The sequence below is a fragment of the Nocardioides sp. NPDC054178 genome, assembly GCF_055585005.1.
The window spans coordinates 744,502-766,384 of sequence record NZ_JBVJKY010000001.1 but is presented as its reverse complement, the minus strand read 5'-3'; the positions used below and the strand labels follow the sequence as shown (position 1 = coordinate 766,384).

20 protein-coding genes are annotated in these 21,883 nt (G+C 71.0%); 8 read left to right on the top strand and 12 right to left on the bottom strand.

Features of this window, described 5'->3' with window-relative positions:
• The first annotated feature begins 1 nt into the window (after position 1).
• A complete protein-coding gene (locus ACZ6WN_RS03725; protein WP_465862778.1) occupies positions 2 to 1,414 on the top strand; it encodes an AMP-binding protein in 1,413 nt (470 codons plus the stop codon).
• Here ACZ6WN_RS03725 and ACZ6WN_RS03720 read toward each other — a convergent pair.
• From ACZ6WN_RS03720 to ACZ6WN_RS03710, 3 genes are read right to left on the bottom strand one after another with little or no spacing between them, the layout of a single operon-like run.
• Complete coding sequence (locus ACZ6WN_RS03720) at positions 1,369 to 3,360, bottom strand: beta-galactosidase (RefSeq protein WP_465863511.1); 1,992 nt, start codon at positions 3,358 to 3,360, stop codon at positions 1,369 to 1,371. The two genes, ACZ6WN_RS03725 and ACZ6WN_RS03720, sit on opposite strands and share 46 nt — an antisense overlap.
• Positions 3,361 to 3,365: 5 nt before the next feature.
• Positions 3,366 to 4,013 (bottom strand): pyridoxamine 5'-phosphate oxidase, encoded by a 648-nt coding sequence (pdxH, locus tag ACZ6WN_RS03715; RefSeq protein WP_465862777.1) that lies wholly within the window; start codon positions 4,011 to 4,013, stop codon positions 3,366 to 3,368.
• 58 nt (positions 4,014 to 4,071) lie between these two features.
• Positions 4,072 to 4,575 carry a hypothetical protein gene (locus ACZ6WN_RS03710; RefSeq protein ID WP_465862775.1) on the bottom strand — a complete coding sequence of 168 codons (504 nt, stop codon included), beginning with the start codon at positions 4,573 to 4,575 and terminating at the stop codon, positions 4,072 to 4,074.
• A gap of 106 nt (positions 4,576 to 4,681) precedes the next feature.
• Between ACZ6WN_RS03710 and ACZ6WN_RS03705 the strand changes: the two genes are divergently transcribed.
• Positions 4,682 to 5,785, top strand: coding sequence for a citrate synthase 2 (locus tag ACZ6WN_RS03705; protein ID WP_465862774.1), 1,104 nt, complete (start codon positions 4,682 to 4,684; stop codon positions 5,783 to 5,785).
• Positions 5,786 to 5,863: 78 nt separating this feature from the next.
• Here the strand turns inward: ACZ6WN_RS03705 and ACZ6WN_RS03700 are convergent, their stop codons facing one another.
• Both ACZ6WN_RS03700 and ACZ6WN_RS03695 read right to left on the bottom strand, forming a co-directional pair.
• Positions 5,864 to 6,001 carry a hypothetical protein gene (locus tag ACZ6WN_RS03700; RefSeq protein ID WP_465862773.1) on the bottom strand — a complete coding sequence of 46 codons (138 nt, stop codon included), beginning with the start codon at positions 5,999 to 6,001 and terminating at the stop codon, positions 5,864 to 5,866.
• An 18-nt stretch (positions 6,002 to 6,019) separates the two neighbouring features.
• Entirely contained in the window at positions 6,020 to 6,496 is a 477-nt protein-coding gene (locus ACZ6WN_RS03695) for a GNAT family N-acetyltransferase (protein WP_465862772.1), read from the bottom strand.
• 43 nt (positions 6,497 to 6,539) lie between these two features.
• Here ACZ6WN_RS03695 and serC point away from each other — a divergent pair, with 43 nt between their 5' ends.
• The gene (gene serC, locus ACZ6WN_RS03690; RefSeq protein WP_465862771.1) at positions 6,540 to 7,655 is read left to right on the top strand and encodes a phosphoserine transaminase; all 1,116 of its coding nucleotides are present in this window, start codon (positions 6,540 to 6,542) and stop codon (positions 7,653 to 7,655) included.
• Between the two features lie 100 nt (positions 7,656 to 7,755).
• On the opposite strand, the gene ACZ6WN_RS03685 is transcribed toward serC, so the two are convergent.
• The 3 genes from ACZ6WN_RS03685 to ACZ6WN_RS03675 all read right to left on the bottom strand — a co-directional run bounded on the left by ACZ6WN_RS03685 (position 7,756) and on the right by ACZ6WN_RS03675 (position 12,883).
• Entirely contained in the window at positions 7,756 to 8,724 is a 969-nt protein-coding gene (locus tag ACZ6WN_RS03685; RefSeq protein ID WP_465862770.1) for an SMP-30/gluconolactonase/LRE family protein, read from the bottom strand.
• On the bottom strand, positions 8,721 to 9,932 hold the full coding sequence (locus ACZ6WN_RS03680; protein ID WP_465862769.1) for a class I SAM-dependent methyltransferase: 1,212 nt from the start codon (positions 9,930 to 9,932) through the stop codon (positions 8,721 to 8,723). Before ACZ6WN_RS03680 ends, ACZ6WN_RS03685 begins: the two co-directional genes overlap by 4 nt.
• Before the next feature lie 152 nt (positions 9,933 to 10,084).
• Entirely contained in the window at positions 10,085 to 12,883 is a 2,799-nt protein-coding gene (locus tag ACZ6WN_RS03675) for an FAD-binding and (Fe-S)-binding domain-containing protein (protein ID WP_465862768.1), read from the bottom strand.
• 151 nt (positions 12,884 to 13,034) lie between these two features.
• On the opposite strand from ACZ6WN_RS03675, the gene ACZ6WN_RS03670 reads away from it, so the two are divergent.
• A complete protein-coding gene (locus ACZ6WN_RS03670; protein ID WP_465862766.1) occupies positions 13,035 to 14,393 on the top strand; it encodes an MFS transporter in 1,359 nt (452 codons plus the stop codon).
• A gap of 19 nt (positions 14,394 to 14,412) precedes the next feature.
• A complete protein-coding gene (locus tag ACZ6WN_RS03665; RefSeq protein WP_465862765.1) occupies positions 14,413 to 15,375 on the top strand; it encodes an ornithine cyclodeaminase family protein in 963 nt (320 codons plus the stop codon).
• A 157-nt stretch (positions 15,376 to 15,532) separates the two neighbouring features.
• Here ACZ6WN_RS03665 and ACZ6WN_RS03660 read toward each other — a convergent pair whose 3' ends face one another.
• Together ACZ6WN_RS03660 and ACZ6WN_RS03655 are read right to left on the bottom strand one after the other, a co-directional pair.
• Positions 15,533 to 16,477, bottom strand: coding sequence for an NUDIX domain-containing protein (locus ACZ6WN_RS03660; RefSeq protein WP_465862764.1), 945 nt, complete (start codon positions 16,475 to 16,477; stop codon positions 15,533 to 15,535).
• Positions 16,477 to 17,709, bottom strand: coding sequence for a geranylgeranyl reductase family protein (locus ACZ6WN_RS03655; protein ID WP_465862763.1), 1,233 nt, complete (start codon positions 17,707 to 17,709; stop codon positions 16,477 to 16,479). The genes ACZ6WN_RS03660 and ACZ6WN_RS03655 overlap by 1 nt, the downstream gene beginning before the upstream one ends.
• 127 nt (positions 17,710 to 17,836) lie before the next feature.
• Between ACZ6WN_RS03655 and ACZ6WN_RS03650 the strand changes: the two genes are divergently transcribed.
• Genes ACZ6WN_RS03650 through ACZ6WN_RS03640 form a run of 3 tightly spaced genes read left to right on the top strand, consistent with a single transcriptional unit; the run spans position 17,837 to position 20,633 of the window.
• Positions 17,837 to 18,895 carry a FecCD family ABC transporter permease gene (locus ACZ6WN_RS03650; RefSeq protein ID WP_465862762.1) on the top strand — a complete coding sequence of 353 codons (1,059 nt, stop codon included), beginning with the start codon at positions 17,837 to 17,839 and terminating at the stop codon, positions 18,893 to 18,895.
• Positions 18,896 to 18,912: 17 nt separating this feature from the next.
• Entirely contained in the window at positions 18,913 to 19,881 is a 969-nt protein-coding gene (locus tag ACZ6WN_RS03645) for an ABC transporter substrate-binding protein (RefSeq protein WP_465862760.1), read from the top strand.
• Positions 19,878 to 20,633: an ABC transporter ATP-binding protein gene (locus ACZ6WN_RS03640; protein ID WP_465862759.1), complete on the top strand. Its 756-nt coding sequence runs from the start codon at positions 19,878 to 19,880 to the stop codon at positions 20,631 to 20,633. The genes ACZ6WN_RS03645 and ACZ6WN_RS03640 overlap by 4 nt, the downstream gene beginning before the upstream one ends.
• Before the next feature lie 8 nt (positions 20,634 to 20,641).
• On the opposite strand, the gene ACZ6WN_RS03635 is transcribed toward ACZ6WN_RS03640, so the two are convergent.
• Positions 20,642 to 21,127, bottom strand: a complete 486-nt coding sequence (locus ACZ6WN_RS03635; protein ID WP_465862758.1) for a pyridoxamine 5'-phosphate oxidase family protein — start codon at positions 21,125 to 21,127, stop codon at positions 20,642 to 20,644.
• 64 nt (positions 21,128 to 21,191) lie between these two features.
• Positions 21,192 to 21,653: a DUF4232 domain-containing protein gene (locus tag ACZ6WN_RS03630; RefSeq protein ID WP_465862756.1), complete on the bottom strand. Its 462-nt coding sequence runs from the start codon at positions 21,651 to 21,653 to the stop codon at positions 21,192 to 21,194.
• Between the last annotated feature and the right edge of the window lie 230 nt (positions 21,654 to 21,883).

Sequence of the window (21,883 nt, the reverse complement as noted above, 5' to 3'; positions counted from 1 at the left end):
GTTGAGCGACTCTCCGAAGGACCCGCTCGACCTGGCCGAATACACCCCGATGGCCTCGGCCGCCCTCACCGACGCCGAGCGCTGGCCCGGTCTCTCGACTGCCGGACGAGCTCGGCTGGCCGCAGCGGACAGTCACTCCGCAGCGCCACGATGGCGACACCGGGTCGGCCACCGGCTCACGCTCGCCGAGCAGGAGGCGGCCCGGGCCCAGCTTCCGCTCACCGGCTGGCTGGAGCAGCACCTGGCCGTGGCGCGGTCACTGCCTGCGTACCGTCGTCATCGTGGGCCGCTCGAGACGCTCGGCGACTTTCCGCTGATCACCCGGCAGAACCTGGTCGACGACATCGGCGGGTTCGTGCCGCTGGGCGCCGACTACGGGCGGATGCTGCACGGCACCTCCTCGGGGAGCACCGGGGCGGCGCTGGTCATGCCCGACGACCCCGACGAGCTGGCCCGCGGGTTCCACTGGCTCCGCGACCTGGTCGCCGGCCTGACCGGCGGCTGGACGCCCGATCCGGCTCGCTTCGCCGTGGTGCAGGTCGTGTGGCAGCGCCAGGCGTTCACGTACGTCTCGGTCGCCCCCGGCTTCGGCGAGAGCCTCGTCGCCCGGGTGAACCTGCACCCCGGCGAGTGGGCGAGGGCCGACCAGCGGGCGTTCCTGCGGTACGCCGACCCGCAGGTGATCTCCGGTCATCCCACGTCGCTCGAGCATCTCCTCGACCTCCGCGACGTCGTCCGCCCGGTCGCGATCATCTCCTCCGCGATGGCGTTGAGCGCGACGCTGCGCGCGGAGCTGGAGCGGACCTTCGAGTGCCCGGTGATCGACGTCTACGGGCTGCACGAGACCCGTCCGGTGGCGGTCAGCACCGACGGTGGCCCGTTCGTCGTCGCCGACCGCCGGGTGCACGTCGAGATCCTCGGACCCGACGGCTCCGCGCTCCCTGAGGGCGAGATCGGCGAGATCGTCGTCACCGCAGGTGAGAACGCCTTTCTGCCGCTCGTCCGCTACCGCACCGGCGACACCGGCCGCCTGGTCCGCGTCGACGGCAGGATCGCGATCGACGCTCTCGAAGGGCGCGAGGCCACGGTCTTCACCACCCCGACCGGCGCCCCGGTCCCCTGCGTCGACCTCACCCAGCACCTCCAGGACGCGGGCGCGCGCGGCTGGTCGGTCGAGCAGGCCACCGACGGCACCGTCGTCGCGACCATCGCCGGCGGCGACGCCGACGTGGTCGCCGCGCGTCTGGGCACCATGCTCGCCCGCGACGTCACCGTCCGCCGCGTCGAGACCCTCGCCGACCTGGGCGAGGGCAAGCCCCGCCGCTATCGGTCCCTTCGTCAAGGCGGCGTCCTGAGCCTGCCGAAGGATCACCCCTCCCGGATGACCGCGACCTGCCCCGCGCGGACCAGGTGAGGGCCGCCCTCGCTGTCCGAGAGCAGGTCGGTGCCGTGGACGGGGACGATGACCGCCTCGTGGGTGTGGTTGATGACGAAGACGTACGTCCCCTGCTCACCGACCCGGCGGATCGCCTCGACGCCCTCGGGGAGGCCGCCGACGACCGGCTTGGTCGCGGTGAAGACCTGGGTGGCCAGGGTGTCGAGGGCGTCGGGGGTGAGCTCGGTGCCGACGTACCAGGCGGTGCCCTTGCCGACGCGCCGTCGCGTCACGGCCGGGTCGCCGGCGCAGTCGCCGGTGGCGTACGCAGCCACGACATCGGCCCCGACGGCGCGGCCGCGCTCGCTCCAGATCGTGCCGGAGCCGTAGGCGGTCAGCGGTATCTCCTCGCCCTCGGGGAGCGGGCAGAACTCCTCGATCCGCACCCCGAGAAGATCGGACAGCGCGCCCGGGTAGCCGCCCAGCCGGATGTGGTCGCGCTCGTCGACGATCCCGGTGAAGTAGGTGGCGACCAGGGTGCCGCCGGCCTCGACGAAGGCGGTGAGCCGGTCGACGGTCGCATCCGAGAGCAGGTACTGCACGGGCAGCACGACGACGTCGTAGCCGTCGAGCGGGTCGGTGACCCCGACGATGTCGACGCCGAGGTTGCGGGCCCAGCAGGCCTTGTGCCAGGCCCGGGCGGTCGCCATCGGGTCGACGTCGACCGACGGGTGCGAGTCGAACGTCGCCGCCCACCACGCGTCCCAGTCGAAGCAGATCGCGACGCCGGCCTGCTCCACCCGGGTGCCGGCGACCTCCGCGATCGCGGAGAGATCTGCCCCGAGGCGTACGACGTCTCGCCACACCCGGCTCTCGGTGCCGGCGTGCGGGACCATCGCCGAATGGAACTTCTCCGCGCCGGCGCGCGAGGCCCGCCACTGGAAGAACAGGGCGCCGTCCGCGCCGCGCGCGACGTGCTGGAAGGAGTTGCGGCGCATCTCGCCGGCGGTCTTGGCGAGGTTGCGCGGCTGCCAGTTGACCGCGGAGGTGGAATGCTCCATCAGCAGCCACGGCTCACCGTGGGCCCAGGACCGGGTCAGGTCGGCGGTCATCGCGAGCTGCGGGGTGCGGTCCTCGTCGGCGGCGGTGAGGTAGTGGTCGTTGGAGACGAGGTCCCCGACGTCGACCCAGCTCCGGTAGTCGAGCGACTTGCGAAACCCCATGAAGTTGGTGGTCAGCGGCTTGTCGGAGTGCGCCCGCACCGCCGCCGCCTCGACCCGGTAGATGTCGCGGATCTCGTCGGAGCAGAACCGCCACCAGTCCAGCTGCTGACCGGGGTTGGCGAAGTTGCCGTAGGAGACCTGCCGCGGCGGCCCGATCTGGTCCCAGCTGGTGTAGCGCTGGCTCCAGAAGGCCGTCGCCCACGCCTCGTTGAGCCTCTCGACCGAGCCATGACGCTCCTGCAGCCAGCGCCGGAAGGCCACCGCGCTGGCATCGCAGAAGCAGTGGTCGTTGTGGCAGCCGTACTCGTTGTTGACGTGCCACATCACCACCGCCGGGTGGTGGTCGTAGCGCTTGACCAGCTCGGTGATGAGGGTCGTGGCGGCGTCGCGGTAGGCGACGGACGAGGGACAGTACGCCTGCCGCGCACCGAACGCGCGCGGGTTGCCGATCTGGTCGACGAGCGTCGCCTCCGGGTGGCGCTCGAGGAACCACGGCGGCGGGCTGGCGGTCGCGGTCGCCAGGTCCACGGCGATCCCACCCTCGTGCAGCGTGTCGAGCACCCGGTCGAGCCAGCCGAAGTCGTACGTCCCCGGCTCGGGCTCCAGCAGCGCCCAGGAGAAGATCCCCACGCTGACCAGGTTGACCCCGGCCTCCTGCATGAGGCGTACGTCCTCGTCCCAGACCTCCTCCGGCCACTGCTCCGGGTTGTAGTCGGCGCCGTAGGCGATCCGCCCGCCCAGGGCCCTGGTGACCTGCTCCATCCCCGTCACGGGGCCAGCCTCTCCGTGCACCACCGCTCGCCCTCACGCCGGTAGACGAGCCGGTCGTGCATCCGCCCCGGCCGCCCCTGCCAGAATTCCACCGTCTCCGGCTCGACCCGGTAGCCGCCCCACTCCTCGGGCACCGGGACCGGCTGCCCCTCGAACTGCTCCTCGACCCTGGCGTACGCCGCCTCCAGCTCCTCGCGCCCGGCGACGACCCGGCTCTGGTGGGAGGCGTGGGCGCCGAGCTGGGACCCGCGCGGACGCTGGGAGAAGTAGGCCTCGACGTCTTCTGCGGGAAGCTGGTGGGCGACGCCGTCGATGCGTACCTGCCGCTCCAGCGGGTGCCATGGGAAGAGCACCGCGCAACGGGGGTTGCCCTCGAGGTCGGAGCCCTTGCGGGAGGCGGTGTTGGTGAAGAAGGTGAAGCCCTCGGTCGAGAACCCCTTCAGCAGCACCAGCCGCGAGGAGGGCGCGCCGTCGGCCGAGGCGGTCGAGACCACCATCGCGTTGGGCTCGACGATGCCCGCGTCCCGGGCCTCGGCGTACCACTTCTCGAACTGCTCGAACGGGTCTGCCGCGAGGTCGCCCTCGGTCAGACCGCTGCGGGTGTACGACTCGCGCGCGGCCGCCAGCTCAGCTGAGAGATCCATGGTCTCAACCTACGACTCGAGGGCGCCCCCGGCGCCACCGGACTCAGCCCGCGCGGACTCAGCCCATGAAGCCCTTGACCTGCGCGCCCGACTCGTCGAGCTTGTCGCCCAGCTGCTCCAGCGCCGAGCCGACCTTCGCCAGGAGCTCTGCGATCGTCTCGAGGGAGCCGGAGAGGTCATCGAGCGCCGAGCCGGCGCCGCCGATCTCCTTCGCAGCGCTTGCGATCGACTTGGCCGGACCGTCGGCCATCGGCACCCGGCCGAGCCCCTCGGCGACATCGGCGAGCCGGTCGACGCTCTTGGAGATCGCCGCGGAGATACCACCCAGCGAGGTGGAGACGTCGCCCAGCGTTCCCTTGATCCCGGCGGTGCCGTCCCCGATCAGCACGGCGCCGGCCTCACGGGCCCGCCCACCGGCGGCCTCGAGACCCTCGCCGAAGGAGTCGAACAGCTTGGGCAGCCGCTCGACCGATGCCAGCACGTCCTTGTTCTCGGTGATCAGCGTGATCACCTTGTCGATGTCCTTCGCGTTGAGGCCGCCGACGAGTTTCCCCAGGTCCATGGTCGATGACACTAGCGTCGCGAGCCGTACCACGACCGCGCCCCACGCCCGGGTCGAAGCCAGGATGCGGCACAATGCCCATGACAACAGAGGAACGGAGAAGGTAGTGAGCCAGGTACAGCACGGCCTCGAGGGCGTCGTGGCCTTCGAGACCGAGATCGCAGAGCCCGACAAAGAGGGTTCGGCCCTCCGCTACCGCGGGGTCGACATCGAGGACATCGTCGGGCGGGTGCCGTTCGAGAACGTCTGGGGTCTGCTGATCGACGGCTCCTACGGCCCCGGGCTGCCGCCCGCCGAGGCCTACAACCTGCCGGTGCACACCGGTGACGTACGTGTCGACGTCCAGGCCGCCATCCCCATGCTCGCCCCCGCCTTCGGGTTCGGGCAGACCTACGACATCTCCGACGAGCAGGCCCGCGAGGACCTCGCCCGCGTGGCCGTCATGGTCCTCTCGTACGCCGGTCAGTCGGCGCGCTCCATCCACCTCCCGGTGGTGCCGCAGCGCGAGGTGGACAAGGGCCGCACCCTGGCCGAGAAGTTCCTGATCCGCTGGCGGGGCGAGGCCGACCCCGCCCACGCGCACGCCATCGACGCCTACTGGTCCTCGGCCGCCGAGCACGGCATGAACGCCTCCACCTTCACCGCCCGGGTGATCACCTCCACCGGCGCCGACGTGGCCGCGGCCTTCTCCGGCGCGATCGGCGCGATGAGCGGCCCGCTGCACGGCGGTGCCCCCTCGCGCGTGCTCGGCATGATCGAGGACGTCGAGAAGTCCGGCGACGCCGACGCCTATGTGAAGGGGCTGCTCGACTCCGGCGAGCGGCTGATGGGCTTCGGCCACCGCGTCTACCGCGCCGAGGACCCCCGTGCGCGCGTCCTGCGCCGCACCGCCCGTGAGCTCAACGCGCCCCGCTACGAGGTCGCCGAGGCCCTGGAGAAGGCAGCGCTCGCGGAGCTTCGCGCCCGCCGTCCCGACCGCGTCCTGGAGACCAACGTCGAGTTCTGGGCCGCGATCGTCCTCGACTTCGCCCAGATCCCGGCCAACATGTTCACCTCGATGTTCACCTGCGCCCGCACCGGTGGCTGGTCCGCCCACATCCTGGAGCAGAAGAAGACTGGGCGGCTGATCCGCCCGAGCGCCATCTACACCGGCCCCTCTCCCCGCCCCGCCGACGCGGTCGAGGGCTGGAACGCCGACTGGGCGAAGTAACCGCCCGCTGACCCGAGGAACCGACCGGCTCGTGCCGGTCGGTTCCTGCGTCTGTGGCGGCTGGCCGAACGGCTCGGCTCAGCCTCGGCTCAACGCCCCCACGGCACGCTGGACGAAGTCGGCCACGCTGTGGACGGTGCCATCGGCGACGAGCTCACGGATGGTCTCGACCTCAGGCGCCGACAGTGTGATCACGATCTGCTCAGCATCTGCCATGGCAAGGAGCGTACGTCTTCAGACGAGGCGCTTGGCCATGCAGACCACGAGGTCGTCGTCCTTGTAGTAGCCGAACGGCTCGACGTCGACGTAGCCGTTGGCTGCGTAGAGCCCGATGGCCTCGTGCTGGAGGCCGCCGGTGGTGAGGACCATGGCCTCGAAGCCGGCGCTGCGGGCCGAGGCCTCGACGTGGGCGAGCATGCGTTTGGCGAGGCCTTGGCCCTGGGCCTCGGGCACGACGTACATCCGCTTGATCTCGGCGGTCACCACGGTGTCGAGGGCGGGCTCGCCGGAGCGTCGCCAGGCGCCGGAGGCGACCGGGACGTCGTCGAGGTAGCCCAGGAAGTAGGCGCCCGCGGGCGGCTCGAACATCTCCGGCACGGTCGGGTCGTGGTCGGGCTCGCCGTAGCGCTCGACGTAGAACTCCTGGACCCGGCCGACCAGTTTCTGGGCATCCGGGTGGTCGTACGCGACCCGGCGAATCTCAACAGACACGTCGGTATTCTGGCCGATGCCCGCGACTTGCGAGAATGGGTTTATGACGCTGCAGATCCCCGCCGACCTCCTGCCCGCCGACGGACGTTTCGGGTCCGGGCCGTCCAAGGTGCCCACCGGCCGCCTGGAGGCGCTCGCCGCGACCGGGGTCTCGGTGATGGGGACCTCTCACCGGCAGCAGCCGGTCAAGGATCTCGTCCGCCGCGTCCAGACCGGGCTGGCCGACCTCTTCTCCCTCCCGGAGGGCTACGAGGTCGTCATCGGCAACGGCGGTTCGGTGGCGTTCTTCGACCTGGTGACGTACGCCCTGGTGCGCGAGCGCAGCCAGCACGCCGTCTTCGGGGCGTTCGGCAAGAAGTTCCTCTCCGCTGCCAAGGCGGCGCCCTGGCTGGCCGACCCGTCGGTGATCTCGGCCGAGCCGGGATCGCTGGCGGTGCCGGCGCACGAGGACGGTGTCGATGTTTACGCCTGGACACATAACGAGACCTCGACCGGTGTGATGGCTCCGGTCGTCCGTCCGGTCGGCGCGGGGCCGGACCAGCTCACCATCGTCGACGCGACCTCGGCCGCCGGTGGGCTCCCGCTCGAGGTGACCCAGAGCGACGTCTACTACTTCGCGCCGCAGAAGTCCTTCGCCTCCGACGGCGGCCTGTGGCTCGCTCTGCTCTCCCCCGCCGCGGTCGCACGCGCCAAGGAGATCGCGGCGAGCGGCCGGCACATCCCCTCGTTCTTCTCGCTGACCGAGGCGATCAAGCAGTCCCGCAGCGCGCAGACCGTCAACACCCCGTCCGTGGCGACGCTCTTCCTGATGGCCGAGCAGCTCGACTGGATGAACTCCTCGGGCGGGCTGGACGCGATGGTCGCCCGCACCACCGCCTCCTCCGACGCGCTCTACGCGTGGGCCGAGAAGGCGCCGTACGTCCGCCCGTTCGTCGAGGACCCCACCCACCGCTCCCTCGTCGTCGGCACCGTCGAGCTCGACGCCGGCATCGACAAGGATCTCCTCCGGTCGGTCCTGGCGGAGAACGGCATCGTCGACCTCGACGCCTACCGCGGGATCGGCACCAACCAGCTCCGGATCGCGATGTACCCCTCCGTCGACGCCGCCGACATCGAGGCCCTGACAACCTGCATCGACTGGGTAGTCGACCGCCTCTGACCCGCCGAGTCGGCTCATCTTGACGCGATCCGACGCCGAGTCGGCTCGTTATGACGAGCCGACTCGGCGAGGATTGCGGTGAAGACGAGCCGACTCGGCGTCAGGGGCGTTTGCGGAAGATGAAGTACGCAGCGACGGCGAGCGCCACGAGCGCGGCTGGTCCCAGCGAACCGCCGGAGTCGGGGTCGCTGTCCTTGCCGCTGTCTTTGCCGCTGTCCTTGTTCTCGGCCTCGTCGGTCGGGGTCGGATCAGCCGTCGGGGACGGCTCCTCGCCGAGCACCTCGGCCACCAGCTCGGGGTCGACGCGGATCACCTCGGCGCGGATGCCTTCGCTGGTCACGACGATCTCGCCCTTCGCGGTGACGCCGATGGCCTCGCCCTGCTCCTGGTCGGGGGTCCGGAACGAGCCCACCCGGTCCATGGACGGCCAGTCGTAGATCGTGGCGGAGTAGTAGCCGCGTACGACCACATGCCTGCCGTCGGGGAAAAAGGCGCCGTCGGTGGCCATCGGGATGACCGGGGCGACCTCCTTCAGCCGGTTGGGGCCGTCGGGGTCGAGGCGTTCCGGCACGGCGTAGAGCCGTCCGCCTCCCCAGTCCTTCGTGGCGACGAAGACGCGGCCGTCGGGGTGGGCCAGCAGGGACTCGGCGTTGTGCGGTCCGTCGGGATAGACGAGCTCGTAGACGGTCGGCGAGACCGTGCGCTCGCCCCGCCCGACCCGCACCTTCGCGATCCTGATCGAGTCCCAGACGCCGTTGTTGTCGCCGATGTCGCCGACCCAGACGTGGTTTCGACCGGCGGGCGCGAGGCCCTCGACGTCGACCGGGTCCGCGGCCCAGTGGGTCACTCCGACCGTGTCACCGCGCGAGTCGACGGTGAAGACGCGTCCGCTGTCCCCGGAGTCGTTGGTGGTGGCGTAGAGACCGTTGCCGAACGGCGTCAGCGCGCTGGCCTCGCTGATCGTCGGGTCGGTGAAGGCGAAGAGCACCTCGTCGCCGGCCGCGTTCGCGGGCACGGCCGAGATGAGCAGCAGCCCGAGTGCGCCCGCGGCGGCGACGATCGCCTTCATCGCCCCGAGAGCAGCTCGCCGAGCTTCGGACGTACGCCCCACTCGGCCACGAGCTCGTCGTACTCCTTCTTCACCGAGCCGCCCTTGACCGGCGAGCCGGTGCGGATCGCGCGGAGCATGGTGTTGCGCGGGGTGTGCTGGCTCTCCACGAACTGCACCACCTCGACGCGGTAGCCCGCGAGGCGCAGCAGCGACGCACGCAGGGCGTCGGTCAACGTGTCGGCGAAGCGCTCGCGGAGGATGCCGTGGCGGGTGAGCATCGCGTACGGCGCCGGCGTCGGGGCCTTGCGAAGCTGGGCGGCGATGTCGTGGTGGCAGCACGGCGCGGCCAGCACCAGCGGTGCCTCCCACTCGATCGCGCGGGCGAGGGCGTCGTCGGTGGCGGTGTCGCAGGCGTGCAGGGCGAGGACCACGTCGGGCTTCTCGTCGAGCTGGACCCCGTCGATCGTCCCGGCCACGAACTCGGCCTTCACTCCGAGCTCGGCGGCGATCTTCGCGTTGTGCTCCCGCGACTGCTCCTTGACGTCGACACCGGTGACGACGACGGGCAGCTCGCGGACCTCGGTGAGGTAGCGCTGGGCGGCGAAGGTCAGGTAGCCGTTGCCGGCCCCCAGGTCGATGATCCGCAGGGGCTCGTCGGCGGTCGGCCGGCGCACCTTGCCGGACTTCATCGCGTCGGTCAGGGCGGCGTCGAGCTGGCGCAGGAACTCCTCGACCTGGCGGTACTTCGCCTGGCGCGACGGCTTGAGCTTTCCGTCCTTGTCCGAGAGGCCGAGCACCCGGAAGACCGGGTCGGATTCCGGCAGCAGCCGCTCCTTGGCCTGGTCATGGCCGCGTTCGACCTCGACCGGCGCGGTCAGCTCCGTGGTCGAGACGAGCGCCGTCGTCGGCGTCTTCGCCTGGATCTGGGTCTGCTCGGTCGCGGTCGTGACGATCCAGTTGGCGAACGGTTCGTCGAGAAGATCGTCCAGTGCCGAACTATCTCCTACGGGATGGTTCGCGGTGAACGCCTGGGTCGCGTCGTACGTCGTGATCTGCAGGTGTCGCCCGGCCTTCAGGTCGACGTAGCGGATCTCGGCGCGACGCCACTTCGGTGCGCTGCCGCGCTGCTTGCCAGAGGCGACCGCCTTGACCAGCTGCTCGGGATCGAGGATCACCGATCGCATCCGGTTCAGCGCCCGCAGCAGCGGCTCGGACTCCCTGCTCAATTCAGCACCCCGGCAATGACGACCACCAGCAGAAGGGCGACCAGCGCGCCGGGAATGATCATTCGGCGGTAACGCGGGTTCACCGCTTCAGTCTAGGCGCGGGCCGGGCACCAACACCCATCCCCGACGCCATCCCCGACCCCGGCCGCGGATCAGACGCGGGAGGCGAAGAGCTCGGCGAGGTGCATGGTGGGCACCGAGGCGAGGTCGTCGAGCTGGACGCGGCACGACATCCCGTCGGCCAGGACGACGGCGTCGGGGTGGGACCGGACGGCCGGGAGCAGGTGGGTCTCGGCGACCGCGACCGACACCTCGTAGTGCCCCTCCTCGACCCCGAAGTTGCCGGCCAGGCCGCAGCAGCCCGAGACCCGGGTGACCGTCGCGCCGGCCTGGGTCAGCAGCGCCTCGTCGTCGACCCAGCCCAGGACGGCGTGCTGGTGGCAGTGCGGCTGCGCGACGACCTCGACGCCGGTCAGGTCGGGCAGCGACGCCCGCCCCTCGCCCACCAGCCGCTTCACCAGCTCGGCGAAGGTGAGCACCCCGTCACGTACGACCTCGGCCTCGGGCAGCGCCGAGAGCTCCACCGAGTCCGACCGCAGCGTCGCGGTGCACGACGGCTCCAGGCCGATGACGGGGACACCGGAGGCGACATAGGGCGCCAGCGTACGAACCGTCTTCTCCATGATCTTGCGAGCGTCGTCGAGCTGGCCGGTGGTGATCCAGGTGAGCCCGCAGCAGGCCTTCTCGCCGATCACGCGGACGGTCAGGCCCTGCGACTCGAGCCACGCGATCGCGCCGTGACCGGACTGGGCGAAGAAGTGGTCGGTGAAGGAGTCGGCCCAGATCCAGACGTCCGGGGTCTCGGGGAGCTTCGCGGTCGGCGCCGACCGCTTCAGCGTCTTCGGCGCGAACGAGGGGATCGAGCGCCGCTGGTCGATGCCGGCGGTCTTCTTGGCGATCTTGGCGAGCGGCGAGATCTTCAGGGACGCGTTGGCCAGCTGGGTGAACGGCCCCGCGAGCCGTGCCCACTTCGGCAGCTGTCCGAGCAGCGCGTGCGAGCGCGGCCGTCGCTCCCCGAGGACGTCGTGCTTCTGGTAGAGCGCCTCGGACTTGTACGTCGCCATGTCGATGCCCGTGGGGCAGTCGGAGGCACACCCCTTGCAGGCCAGGCACAGGTCGAGCGCCTCGCTCACCGCGGGATCGCCGAGCCCACCGACGAGCGAGCCGTCCAGCGCCTCCTGCAGCACCCGCGCACGGCCACGAGTGGCGTCCTTCTCCTCGCGCGTCGCGAGGTAGGAGGGACACATCACCCCCGCGGTCTTCGGCGCCACGCACTTGCCGACGCCGGTGCAGCGGTGCACGGCGGCACCCAGGTCACCGGAGTCGTGGATCAGCCGCAGCCCGGTCCGCGGAAGCGCGCGTGGCCGCACCGGACGCAGGTCGTCGGTGATCGAGGCGGGCCGCACGATGTTGCCCGGGTTGAGCAGGTCCGAGGGGTCGCAGATGCCCTTGACCTGCTCGAACAGATCGATGGAGGTGGCGTCGTACATGAGCGGCAGCAGCTCCGAGCGCACCCGCCCGTCGCCGTGCTCGCCCGACAGCGAGCCGCCGTAGGTGACCAGCTTCGTGGCGCACGCGGTCATGAACTCCCGGAAGACCTGCGCCGACTCCGGCGAGTCCGGGGCGAACGGGAAGTCGATGCGGCAGTGGATGCAGCCGTCGCCGAAGTGGCCGTAGGGATAGCCGTGCAGGCCGAAGTCCGACAGGATCCCCTCGAAGTCGCGGAGCCATGCGCCGAGGTGCTCCGGTGGGACCGCGGCATCCTCCCAGCCGGAGTGGGCCGGCGTGGGCAGCGAGACCCCGGCCAGCCCGGCACCGTCCTCGCGGATCCGCCACAGTGCGGCCGCCTCGAGGGGATCGACGACCACCCGCGACTCGAGCGCCCCCGACTCGGCGGCAAGGCGTTTCACCAGGTCAGGCGCGTCCTGACCGGCGACCTCGACCATCAGCCAGCCGGCTCCCTTGGGCAGGTCGGGCACCGCCCGGCCCTTGGCGCGCACGAGATCGGCGATCCGGGCGTCCATCCCCTCGCACGCGATCAGCCGCCCCGGCGCCACCTGCAGGAGCGACGGCACCGCGTCGGCGGCGTCGGCCATCGTCGGGTAGCCGAGCACCAGCAGCAGCCGCCCGGGCGAGTCCTCGACGAGCCGGACGGTCGTCTCCAGGATGGTCGCCAGGGTGCCCTCGGTGCCGGCAAGGAACCGGTCGACGCGACCGCCCTTCTCGGGCAGCAGGTGCTCGAGCGAGTAGCCGGAGACCTGACGACCGAAGCGGCCGAACTCGGTGCGCACGTGCGCCAGGTGTGAACCCACCAGCGCCTGGAGCCGCTCGGCCGTCTCCCCGGAGGAGACACCGTCGGCGTAGACCGCCTGCTCGCCGTTGCCGAAGAGCACGGTCAGCGCCTCGATGTTGTCGACGGTGCGGCCGTAGCCCAGCGCACGGTTGCCGCAGGCGTTGTTGCCGATCATCCCGCCGATGGTGCAGCGGGTGTGGGTGGACGGGTCGGGCCCGAACCGCAGACCATGGGGAGCGGCCGCGCGCTGCAGGTCGGCGTGCACGACGCCCGGGTCGATCCGCGCCGTGCGGGCCTCGGGGTCGATCTCGTAGATGGTCCGCAGGTCCCGGGTGTCCACGACGATCCCGGAACCGACGGCGTTGCCGGCGATCGAGGTGCCCGCGCCTCGCATCGTCACCGGCGCGCCGGTCGAACGGGCGACCTCGTGCACGGCGAGCAGCTCGTCGCGCGACTGCACCCGAACGACCACCGACGGCACCACTCGGTAGAGGCTGGCGTCGCTGGAGTAGAGCGCCCGGGCCAGCGGCGAGTCGTCGACCCGGCTGATCCCCTGGTTGCGCAGCTCATTCACCAGATCCGAGGCAGTCGCATTCACCCGCTCATTGTCACAGACCCCGGCGGCGCCGCCGGCCAGCGCCCACCGTCGGCGACCACAACCCGAACCCGTCTCAGTGAGCGATATGCGACTCTCATATAATGGGACGACCCGCCAGAGGCGGGCCCTTCCACACCTCGGAGAGAGACCCATGTCCGCCACCCCCGCACCGGCCAACCCGCGCTCGCGCGTGCTCGTCGCCAGTCTCATCGGGACGACGATCGAGTTCTACGACTTCTACGCGTACGCGACCGCAGCCGTCCTCGTCTTCCCTGCCCTCTTCTTCCCGGCCGGTGACCCGACCACGGCGCTCCTGGCGAGCTTCGCGGTCTTCGGCGCCGCGATGGTCGCCCGCCCGGTCGGCGCGATCTTCTTCGGACACCTCGGCGACCGGCTCGGCCGCAAGACGACCCTGGTGATCTCGCTGCTCACCATGGGCATCGCGACCTTCCTGATCGGCGCGCTCCCGACGTACGAGACCGTCGGCTGGGTCGCCACCGCGCTGCTCGTGCTGATGCGCCTGGCCCAGGGGTTCGCGCTCGGCGGCGAGTGGAGCGGTGCCGCGCTGGTCGCGACCGAGAACGCCCCCGAGGGCAAGCGCGCGATCTTCGGTACGTTCCCGCAGCTCGGCGCGCCGCTGGGCTTCATCCTCTCCAACGGCCTGTTCCTGACCATCGCGGCCCTGCTCTCCGCCGAGGGCGCCGACCCGACCAAGCCCTCCGACGCCTTCCTGGCGTGGGGCTGGCGGGTGCCGTTCCTCTTCTCCGCGGTCATGGTCATCGTCGGTCTGTGGGTCCGGCTGCGCCTGGTGGAGAGCGACGTGTTCACCAAGAGCCAGGACGCCGGCCTGGTCCGCAAGGTCCCGCTGGCCTCGGTCGTGCGCAACCAGGGCAAGCAGCTGGTCCTCGGCACCTTCTTCATGCTGGCGACGTACGTCCTCTTCTACCTGATGACCGCGTTCTCGCTGTCGTTCGGCACCGCCTCCAAGGACCTGCCCGTGCCCGGCCTGGGCTACGGCTACACGAGCTTCGTGCTGATGCTGATCTTCGGCGTGATCTTCTTCGGCATCTTCACCATGGTCTCCGGGCCGCTGGCCGAGCGCTTCGGCCGCCGGCGGCTGCTGATCGCGGTCACCCTCGGGATCATCGTCTTCGGCCTGGCCTGGGTGCCGCTGGTCAACGCCGGCACCGTCGGCGTGATCCTCTGGCTGGTTCTCGGCTTCTCCCTGATGGGCCTCACCTTCGGCCCGATGGGTGCGCTGCTGCCGGAGCTGTTCCCGACCAGCGTGCGCTACACCGGCTCCGGCATCTCCTACAACGTCGCCTCGATCCTCGGTGCCGCGGTGGCGCCGTTCATCGCGGTCGCGCTGTGGAAGGAGGCCGACGGGTCGCCGGTCCTGGTCGGCGTCTACCTCTCCGTGATGGCCGTGATCACCCTGATCGCGCTGCTGATCGGCAAGGAGACCAAGGACGTGGCGCTCGAGGAGACCCCGGAGAAGACCACCGTCTGACGGGTCTACGGTGGGCGGGGTGACCGTCAGGATCCTCTCCGCCACCGACGTACGCAGCATCTTCACGCCCCGCCTCGCGCTGGAGTCCCAGCGCGAGGCGTTCACCCGGCTGGGAACCGGGGAGGCCGTCCAGCCTCCCCGGCTGCTCGTCCCGGGACCGGACTCCTCGGTCTCCTTCTGCTACTCCTCCCGGATCGCCCCCGACGCTCCCGCGGTGAGCAAGTTCGGCAGCGTGAACCCTTCGAACGCCGCCCGCGGTCTCGGCGCCGTGCACTCGGTCATCACGGTCCTCGACCCCGAGACCGGCGCACCGCGCGCGATCATCAACGGCGACAGCGTCACCGGCCTACGCACCTCGGCGGCGACCACCCTCGCCATGCAGCAGCTCGCGCCGTCCGCCGAGACAGTGCTCGTCGTCGGCTCCGGCGCCCAGGCCCGCGCCCACCTCGACGCCTTCGCGGTGACCCATCCCGACGCCGAGCTCCAGGTCTTCGGCCGGAACCCGGCCGCCGCCACCGACCTCGCCGCCGAGCACGGAGCCACCGCGAAGGCAGACCTGGAGCAGGCCGTACGCGGCGCCGACATCGTCGTCACCTGCACCTCGTCCCTCACCCCGGTGATCGAGGACGCCTGGGTCACCGACGGCACCACCGTGGCCAGCGTCGGCTCCTTCGCCCCCGACCGCGTCGAGCTGCCGCCGTCGCTGCTAGCCCGCTCCACGGTCGTGGTCGACCACCGCCCCTCGGCACTGACCGACTCCGGCCCCGTCGTCGAGGCGCTCTCTGCAGGCTCGCTCGCCCCGGAGACGATCACCGACCTGGGCTCCCTGCTCGCCGGCGTGTCCTCACCGACCCGCACCCCGGCCGACAGCGTCACCACCTACCTCTCCGTAGGCGTAGGAGTCCAGGACGCAGCAGCAGCCGAGGTCATCCTGGCTGCAGCCGAAGACCAAGATGTAGGCACCCGAACCACCCTGGACTGACCCCCGCGCGAGAAGTCGGATTCTGACGCCGAAGAGTCAGTTCTCGGCACCGAGATGTCGATTTATGCCGTCGATATGTCGATTTTCCGTACGTCACATCAGCGACAAGAACTGACCTCTCACGGTCAGAGATCGACGCCTCAGCGTCAGATTTCGACTACTCGGCTTCAGATTTCGACGTTTCGGCGGCTAGGGCTGCTTGCACGACGTCCAGGAGGGGGAGCGTCTCCAGCTCGGCGCGGGTCACCCAGCGGACGGCGTCGGTGGTGCCGTTCTGCTCGACCACCCGCGGATCCTCGCCGTCTGCGACCGTCGCGGCGAAGATCAGGTGGACGCCGTGGAACTCCTCGTGCCGACCGCTGGGGGCCGTGCCGGTGATGTTCACGTCGTGCACATCGAGCACGGCGCCGACCTCGCAGGTGAGGCCGCACTCCTCGGCCACCTCCCGCACCAGCGCCTCGCGCGGCTGCTCACCGAAGTCGACCCCGCCACCGGGCAGCGTCCACGAGCCCGAGTGGTAGCCGAGCGGCGAGATCCGGGTGAGCAGGACCGCGTCGTCGGCGGGGCGGGTGATGAAGGCGTACGCAGCCAACCGCTGCATCCGCGCCGGCTTGTGCACCTCGAGGGCATCGGTGACCAGCGGAGACGTCGGGATCTCGCCGCTCGTCACCGCCGCCAGGGGCAGCCAGGCCGCCTCCGCGGTGGACCCGTCGACCTCCATCGTCTGCGGTTCGGGAGCGTCGTGGGGCACCCAGCCGTCGTAGACGATCCGGATCGCGTGGGAGTTGACCCGCCGCCCCAGCCGCCAGGCCTTGGCCTGATGGACGGAGTAGACCCGTGCCTCGACGCCGACCTCGACCGGCACCCCGGCCTCCTCGTATACCTCGCGCACGACCGCGTCGCGCGGGTCCTCGCCGTGGTCGATCCCGCCGCCGGGCAGCGTCCACCGCTCCTCCGGGGTGACCTTCTCCGAGAGCCGGCTGAGCAGGATCTCCGGCTCGGCGGCCGCACCGGCCCGGATGATGACGGCGTACGCCCCCACCCGCTGCACCTTCGGAAGCTTGCGTCGCCGCCCGCCGCGGCCCCGATTCCGCGTCGCCATCAGCTGAACGGGGGTCGGGAGTCGAGAGCCAACGAGCGGCGACCGGCCCAGCGCCACACCGTGGCGGCCCGGTCGCGGTCCTCTTCGGTGACCAGGTTGCCCATCCACCGCAGGGCCAGCGTCATCAGCCAGTCGGAGCGCATCCCCGCAGGTCCGAGGGTGGACACGAGCTTCGGGCGGGTCGCGATGCCGGCCAGACGACGGGCCACGGAGAAGGCCTCCCCGTAGTGCTCACGCAGGGTCGCCGGCCACGCGGTGGCCAGGTCCTCGCCCGCGACCAGGGCATCGGCGACCATCCGCCCGGTCTCCAGGCCGTAGTCGATCCCCTCGCCGTTGAGCGGGTTCACGCACCCGGCGGCATCGCCGATCAGCGCCCAGTTGGCGCCGGCGACACCGGAGACCGCACCGCCCATCGGCAGCAGCGCGGACTTCTCGGCCCGCAGCTCGCCCCGGAGGCCGAACTCCTCGCGGCACTGCTCGGTGTAGTGCCGCATCAGCGGCTTGATCGCGACGTCGGCGGGCCGCTTGGAGGTGGCCAGCGCACCGGCGCCGATGTTCACCTCGCCCGATCCCAGCGGGAAGATCCAGCCGTATCCCGGCAGCGCCTCGCCGGACTCGTCGCGCAGCTCGAGGTGGGAGGAGATCCACTCGTCGTCGGCCTGGTCGGAGGCGATGTAGGCCCGCCCGGCGACGCCGTAGACGGTGTCGCGGTGCCACTCGCGGCCGAGCACCTTGCCCAGCGGCGAGCGCACACCGTCGGCGACCACGACCGACCGGCACGCGACCTCGTGGCCGCCTTCGAAGACAACCGCGGCGATCCGATCGCCGTCCCGGCGCACGTCGACCGCGCGCACCCCGTCGACCGCCGTCGCGCCGGACTTGATCGCCACGGTGCGCAGATGGTCGTCGAGCTCCGTGCGCGGCACGGCGGATCCCCAGGACGGCAGCGACCCACCGGGCCACGGCAGATGCAGCGTCTGCCCGAAACCGTGCGCCCGCAGACCCTTCGAGACCGGGTGCGCGCGCAGCCAGTCCTCCAGCCCGAGCCGGATCAGCTCGTGGGTCGCACGCGGGGTCAGCCCGTCACCGCAGGTCTTGTCACGCGGGAAGACGGCCGCGTCGGTCAGCAGCACATCGACCCCGGCACGCGCCAGCCAGGCCGCCGCGGCCGAGCCCGCAGGCCCTGCCCCCACGACGAGCACGTCAGCTGACTGCGGAAGGGACGAGGTCATGCGCACATCTTCCCAGAACCGGCCAGCGGCCCGCGAAAGAACCCTCACCTCCGGCCGAAACGGCCCTCTGCTAGGTTATTGCAAGTTCTTCGCATTAACCCTCGGAGCAGTCTCGGAAGGCCCCCACGTGCACGATCCTCTCGGCGTACGCCGCCGCCGGCGGCGTGCCGTCGGCTGGCTCCTGGGCCTCCTCGCGGCCGCCGTCGCGACGACCGTCGTCGCGGTCGGCCTGGGCGCTGCGTACGTCTCACCGGGGACGGTCGCCCAGATCCTCGGCCACCACCTCCTCGGCCTGCCCGAGGCCGGCTGGAAGGCCACCGAGGAGGCGATCGTGTGGAAGGTACGCCTCCCCCGCGTGCTCCTCGACGCCCTGGTCGGCGCGGGCCTGGCCGTGACCGGCATGGCGCTGCAGGCGATGGTCCGCAACATGCTCGCCGACCCCTACCTGCTCGGCATCAACTCCGGCGCCTCCAGCGGCGCGGCGGCGGCGATCCTCTTCGGCGCGGGCACGGGCCTGGGGGCGTACGCCCTGCCGGGCTCCGCATTCCTCGGCGCCCTCGCGGCGTCCTTCCTGGTCTTCGCCCTCGCCCGCAGCGGGGGCCGGGTCACCTCGCTGCGGCTGCTGCTCTCCGGCGTCGCCGTGGGCTACCTGCTCTACGGCCTGACCAGCTTCCTGATCTTCGCCTCGGGCTCGGCCGAGGGTGCCCGGTCGGTGATGTTCTGGCTGCTCGGCTCGCTCGGCCTGGCCCAGTGGGACGGCCTGCTGGCCGTCGTCGCCGTCGCCGTGCTCGCCACCATCGCCCTGCTGACCCTGTCCGGTCGCGGGCTCGACGCGCTCGCGATCGGCGACGAGACCGCCCACACCCTCGGCATCTCCCCCGACCGCTTCCGCACCCTGCTGCTGATCGTCGTGGCCCTGACCGTCGGCGTGGTCGTCTCGGCCGCCGGCAGCATCGGCTTCGTCGGCCTGGTCGTGCCACACCTGGCCCGGCGTGCCGTCGGCTCCGCCCACTCCGTCGCGGTCCCGGCCGCCGCGCTCATGGGCGCCATCCTGCTGGTCTGGGCCGACGTGCTCGCCCGCGTGCTCCTCCAGCCCCAGGAGATCCCGATCGGGATCGTCACCGCGCTCCTGGGCGCCCCGTTCCTCATCGTCCTCATCCGGCGCTTCTCCGCGCGCGACGTCTGACCCCTCAGGAGCCACGAATGATCCGCCCCACGATCGCCACCGCCGCCCTCGTGCTCGCCGCGACCACCGCCTGCGGTGCCGACGCCACCGTCACCGGGGCGTCCGCGGACGGCTTCCCGGTCACCGTCGAGAACTGCGGCGCCGAGGTCACCTTCGATGCCTCACCCGAGCGTGTCGTGATGCTGAAGAGCTCTGCGGTGCCCTACCTGCACGCCCTCGGCGTGATGGACCAGGTCGTGGCCAGGGCCGGCGAATACCCCGCCGACTACTACGACGCCGAGACGCAGGCCGAGCTCGACGACATCCCGCTGCTCACCGACGAGATGGACACCAGCGGCCACCTGCAGATCTCCAAGGAGATCGTGATCGCCGAGGAGCCCGACCTGGTCCTCGGCGAGGTCGACAACCTCTCCCGGGACACCCTCGACGCGGTCGACATCGACCTCCTCGAGGAGCCGGCGATGTGCCCCGAGGGTGTCGACGACCCCGGCTTCGACGACGTCTACAGCCAGCTGGAGACCTACGGCCAGGTCTTCGACCGCGAGGACGAAGCCACCCAGGCTGTCGCTGACCTGCGCAGACGTGTGACCGAGCTGGAGAAGAAGAAGGTCGGCGAGGGACGTACGGCGGCGGTGCTCTACCCGACCGTCGGCGGCGGCGTGACCTACGCCTACGGCACCAGGTCGATGGCCCATCCGCAGCTGGAGGCGGCCGGGTTCGAGGACGTCTTCGCCGACGTCGACGAGCGCGTCTTCGAGGTCTCGACCGAGGATCTCCTCGAGCGCGACCCCGACGTGATCATCCTGCTCCACAACGCCGGCGACCCGAAGAAGGTCGAGGAGTCGATCACCCGGCTCGCCGGCGCCGAGGACCTCACCGCGGTCAGGAACGGCGACGTGATGGCCCAGCTGTTCAACTTCACCGAGCCGCCCTCGGCCCTCTCCGTCGACGGCCTGGAGCGGATCATCGACAGGTTCGCGCAGTGATCGAGGCCGCCGGCCTGTCCTGGACGTACGGCACCACGACCGTCCTCGAGGACGTCGACGTCGCCTCCCACGAGGGCCGGGTGCTGGGCCTGATCGGCCCGAACGGAAGCGGCAAGACGACCCTGCTCCGGCTCCTCTACGGCGCCCTGCGCGGCGGTGGCACCGTCGAGATCGACGGCGACGACCTCACCGGGCTCCCGGCCAAGCATGTCGCCCGCCGCTTGGCCGTCGTCGTCCAGGAGTCCGGCACCGACACTGCCCTCACCGCCGGCGAGATGGTGCTGCTGGGACGTACGCCGCACCTGTCCGCCTTCGCCAGGGCCGGTGAGCGCGACCTGGAGATCGCCGCGGACTGCCTCGAGCGCGTCGGCGGCACCCATCTCGGTCCCCGCTCCTTCGCCGCGCTCTCCGGCGGCGAGCGGCAACGGGTGCTCATCGCCCGGGCGCTGGCGCAGGAGGCGACCCACCTGCTCCTCGACGAGCCGACCAACCACCTCGACATCCGCTACCAGCACGAGATCCTCTCCCTGGTGCGCAAGCTGGGGACGACGGCGATCATCGTGCTCCACGACCTCAACCTGGCGGCGCGCTACTGCGACGACCTGGTGCTGCTCGACCGCCACCGCGTCGCGGCGCGCGGCACCGTCGACGAGGTGCTCCGCCCCGAGGTCCTGGAGCCGGTCTACGACATCGGCATCGAGCGGCTCGAGCTGCGCGAGGAGATCCATCTCCTCTTCCGCCCGGCGACCTGAGGCAGCCCTCAGAGCTCCGGTGCCGCCTCGACCCGGGTCTCCGGTGCCGCCTCGTCGTCCGGGTCGACACCGGGCAGGTGTGCCTCCCAGAGCTCGACGTCCATCACATAGAGCCGCAGCGGCGCCTCGCCGCGCAGCTCGGCGGGCTTGAACGCCCGGGCCGTCCCGACCAGCCGGTGGAACGCCACCTCGCAGCGCTTCTCGAGCTCGAAGTCGGGCACCTGGCGCGCCATCCCGGTGACGTAGGCAGCGCTCGCTCCCGAGCCCGGCGGCACCGAGGAGTCGAAGATGACCCCGGCCACGCGCGGGTCACGCACGATGTTGCGCGAGTGCTGCGCGTCGGGTGCCGAGACCCAGTAGAGGTCCCGGTAGCCGTCGTGGGAGAAGTAGACCGGCGAGGTGCGCGGCCGCCCGTCAGGATCCGTGGTCGCCAGCACCAGGTAGGCGACACCGTCGACGATCCCGCGGACGTGTCTGTCCAGATCAGCTGCCATGCCCCAGAGGGTAAACGAATTTATCGCTGGCGACCTGCCTATATGCCCAGCAGCCGTCGGCCTTCTAGTGGAACGCGTGGTGGGTCAGGAGCGACACGTTCTTGTCCGCACACCCGGTGGTCTCGTGACGGACGAACTGGGACTCGTAGGAGTCCGGGACGAAGACCCGGAAGCCGTCGACCTCGGTCGGCTTGCAGTCCGAGGCCGGGTAGTTCTCCGCCGTCGACTCGGAGACCTCGCTCACCGCCACCTGCCCCGGCTTCATGATCACCGTGCGCCACTTGCCCTCACGCGCCGCAGGCGCGCCGATCTGGGTGCCGTCGCCACCGCCGACGTACGACAGCCCGCCGAACCCACCCAGGGCACAGGCACGGTCGGAGACGTTGGTCAGCGTGATCTCGCCGAACCGCGAGCCCGCGCCCGCATCGGTCGCGCGATAGCCGGCCTTCAGGTCGGCGTCGGCGCACTTCGGCGTCTTCGGATCCGCCGACGCAGGATCCGAAGGAGAAGAGGACTCAGTCCTCACCGGCGAACCCCCCGTGGCCGCCGGTGAGGACTGAGTCGGGGACGATGGTGTGCTGCTCGCTTGGGCGGGATCCGCGGTCCCGGAGGCAGATGGTGACGAGTCGACCGCCCCGTCCTTCGTCGACCCACAACCTCCCACCGCGAGCACGCCGAGGACCCCGATTCCGACCACCATCAGTCGTAGGTGCCGCATCTTCGCTCCTCGAGTAGCAGATGCCAGCCAGATACATC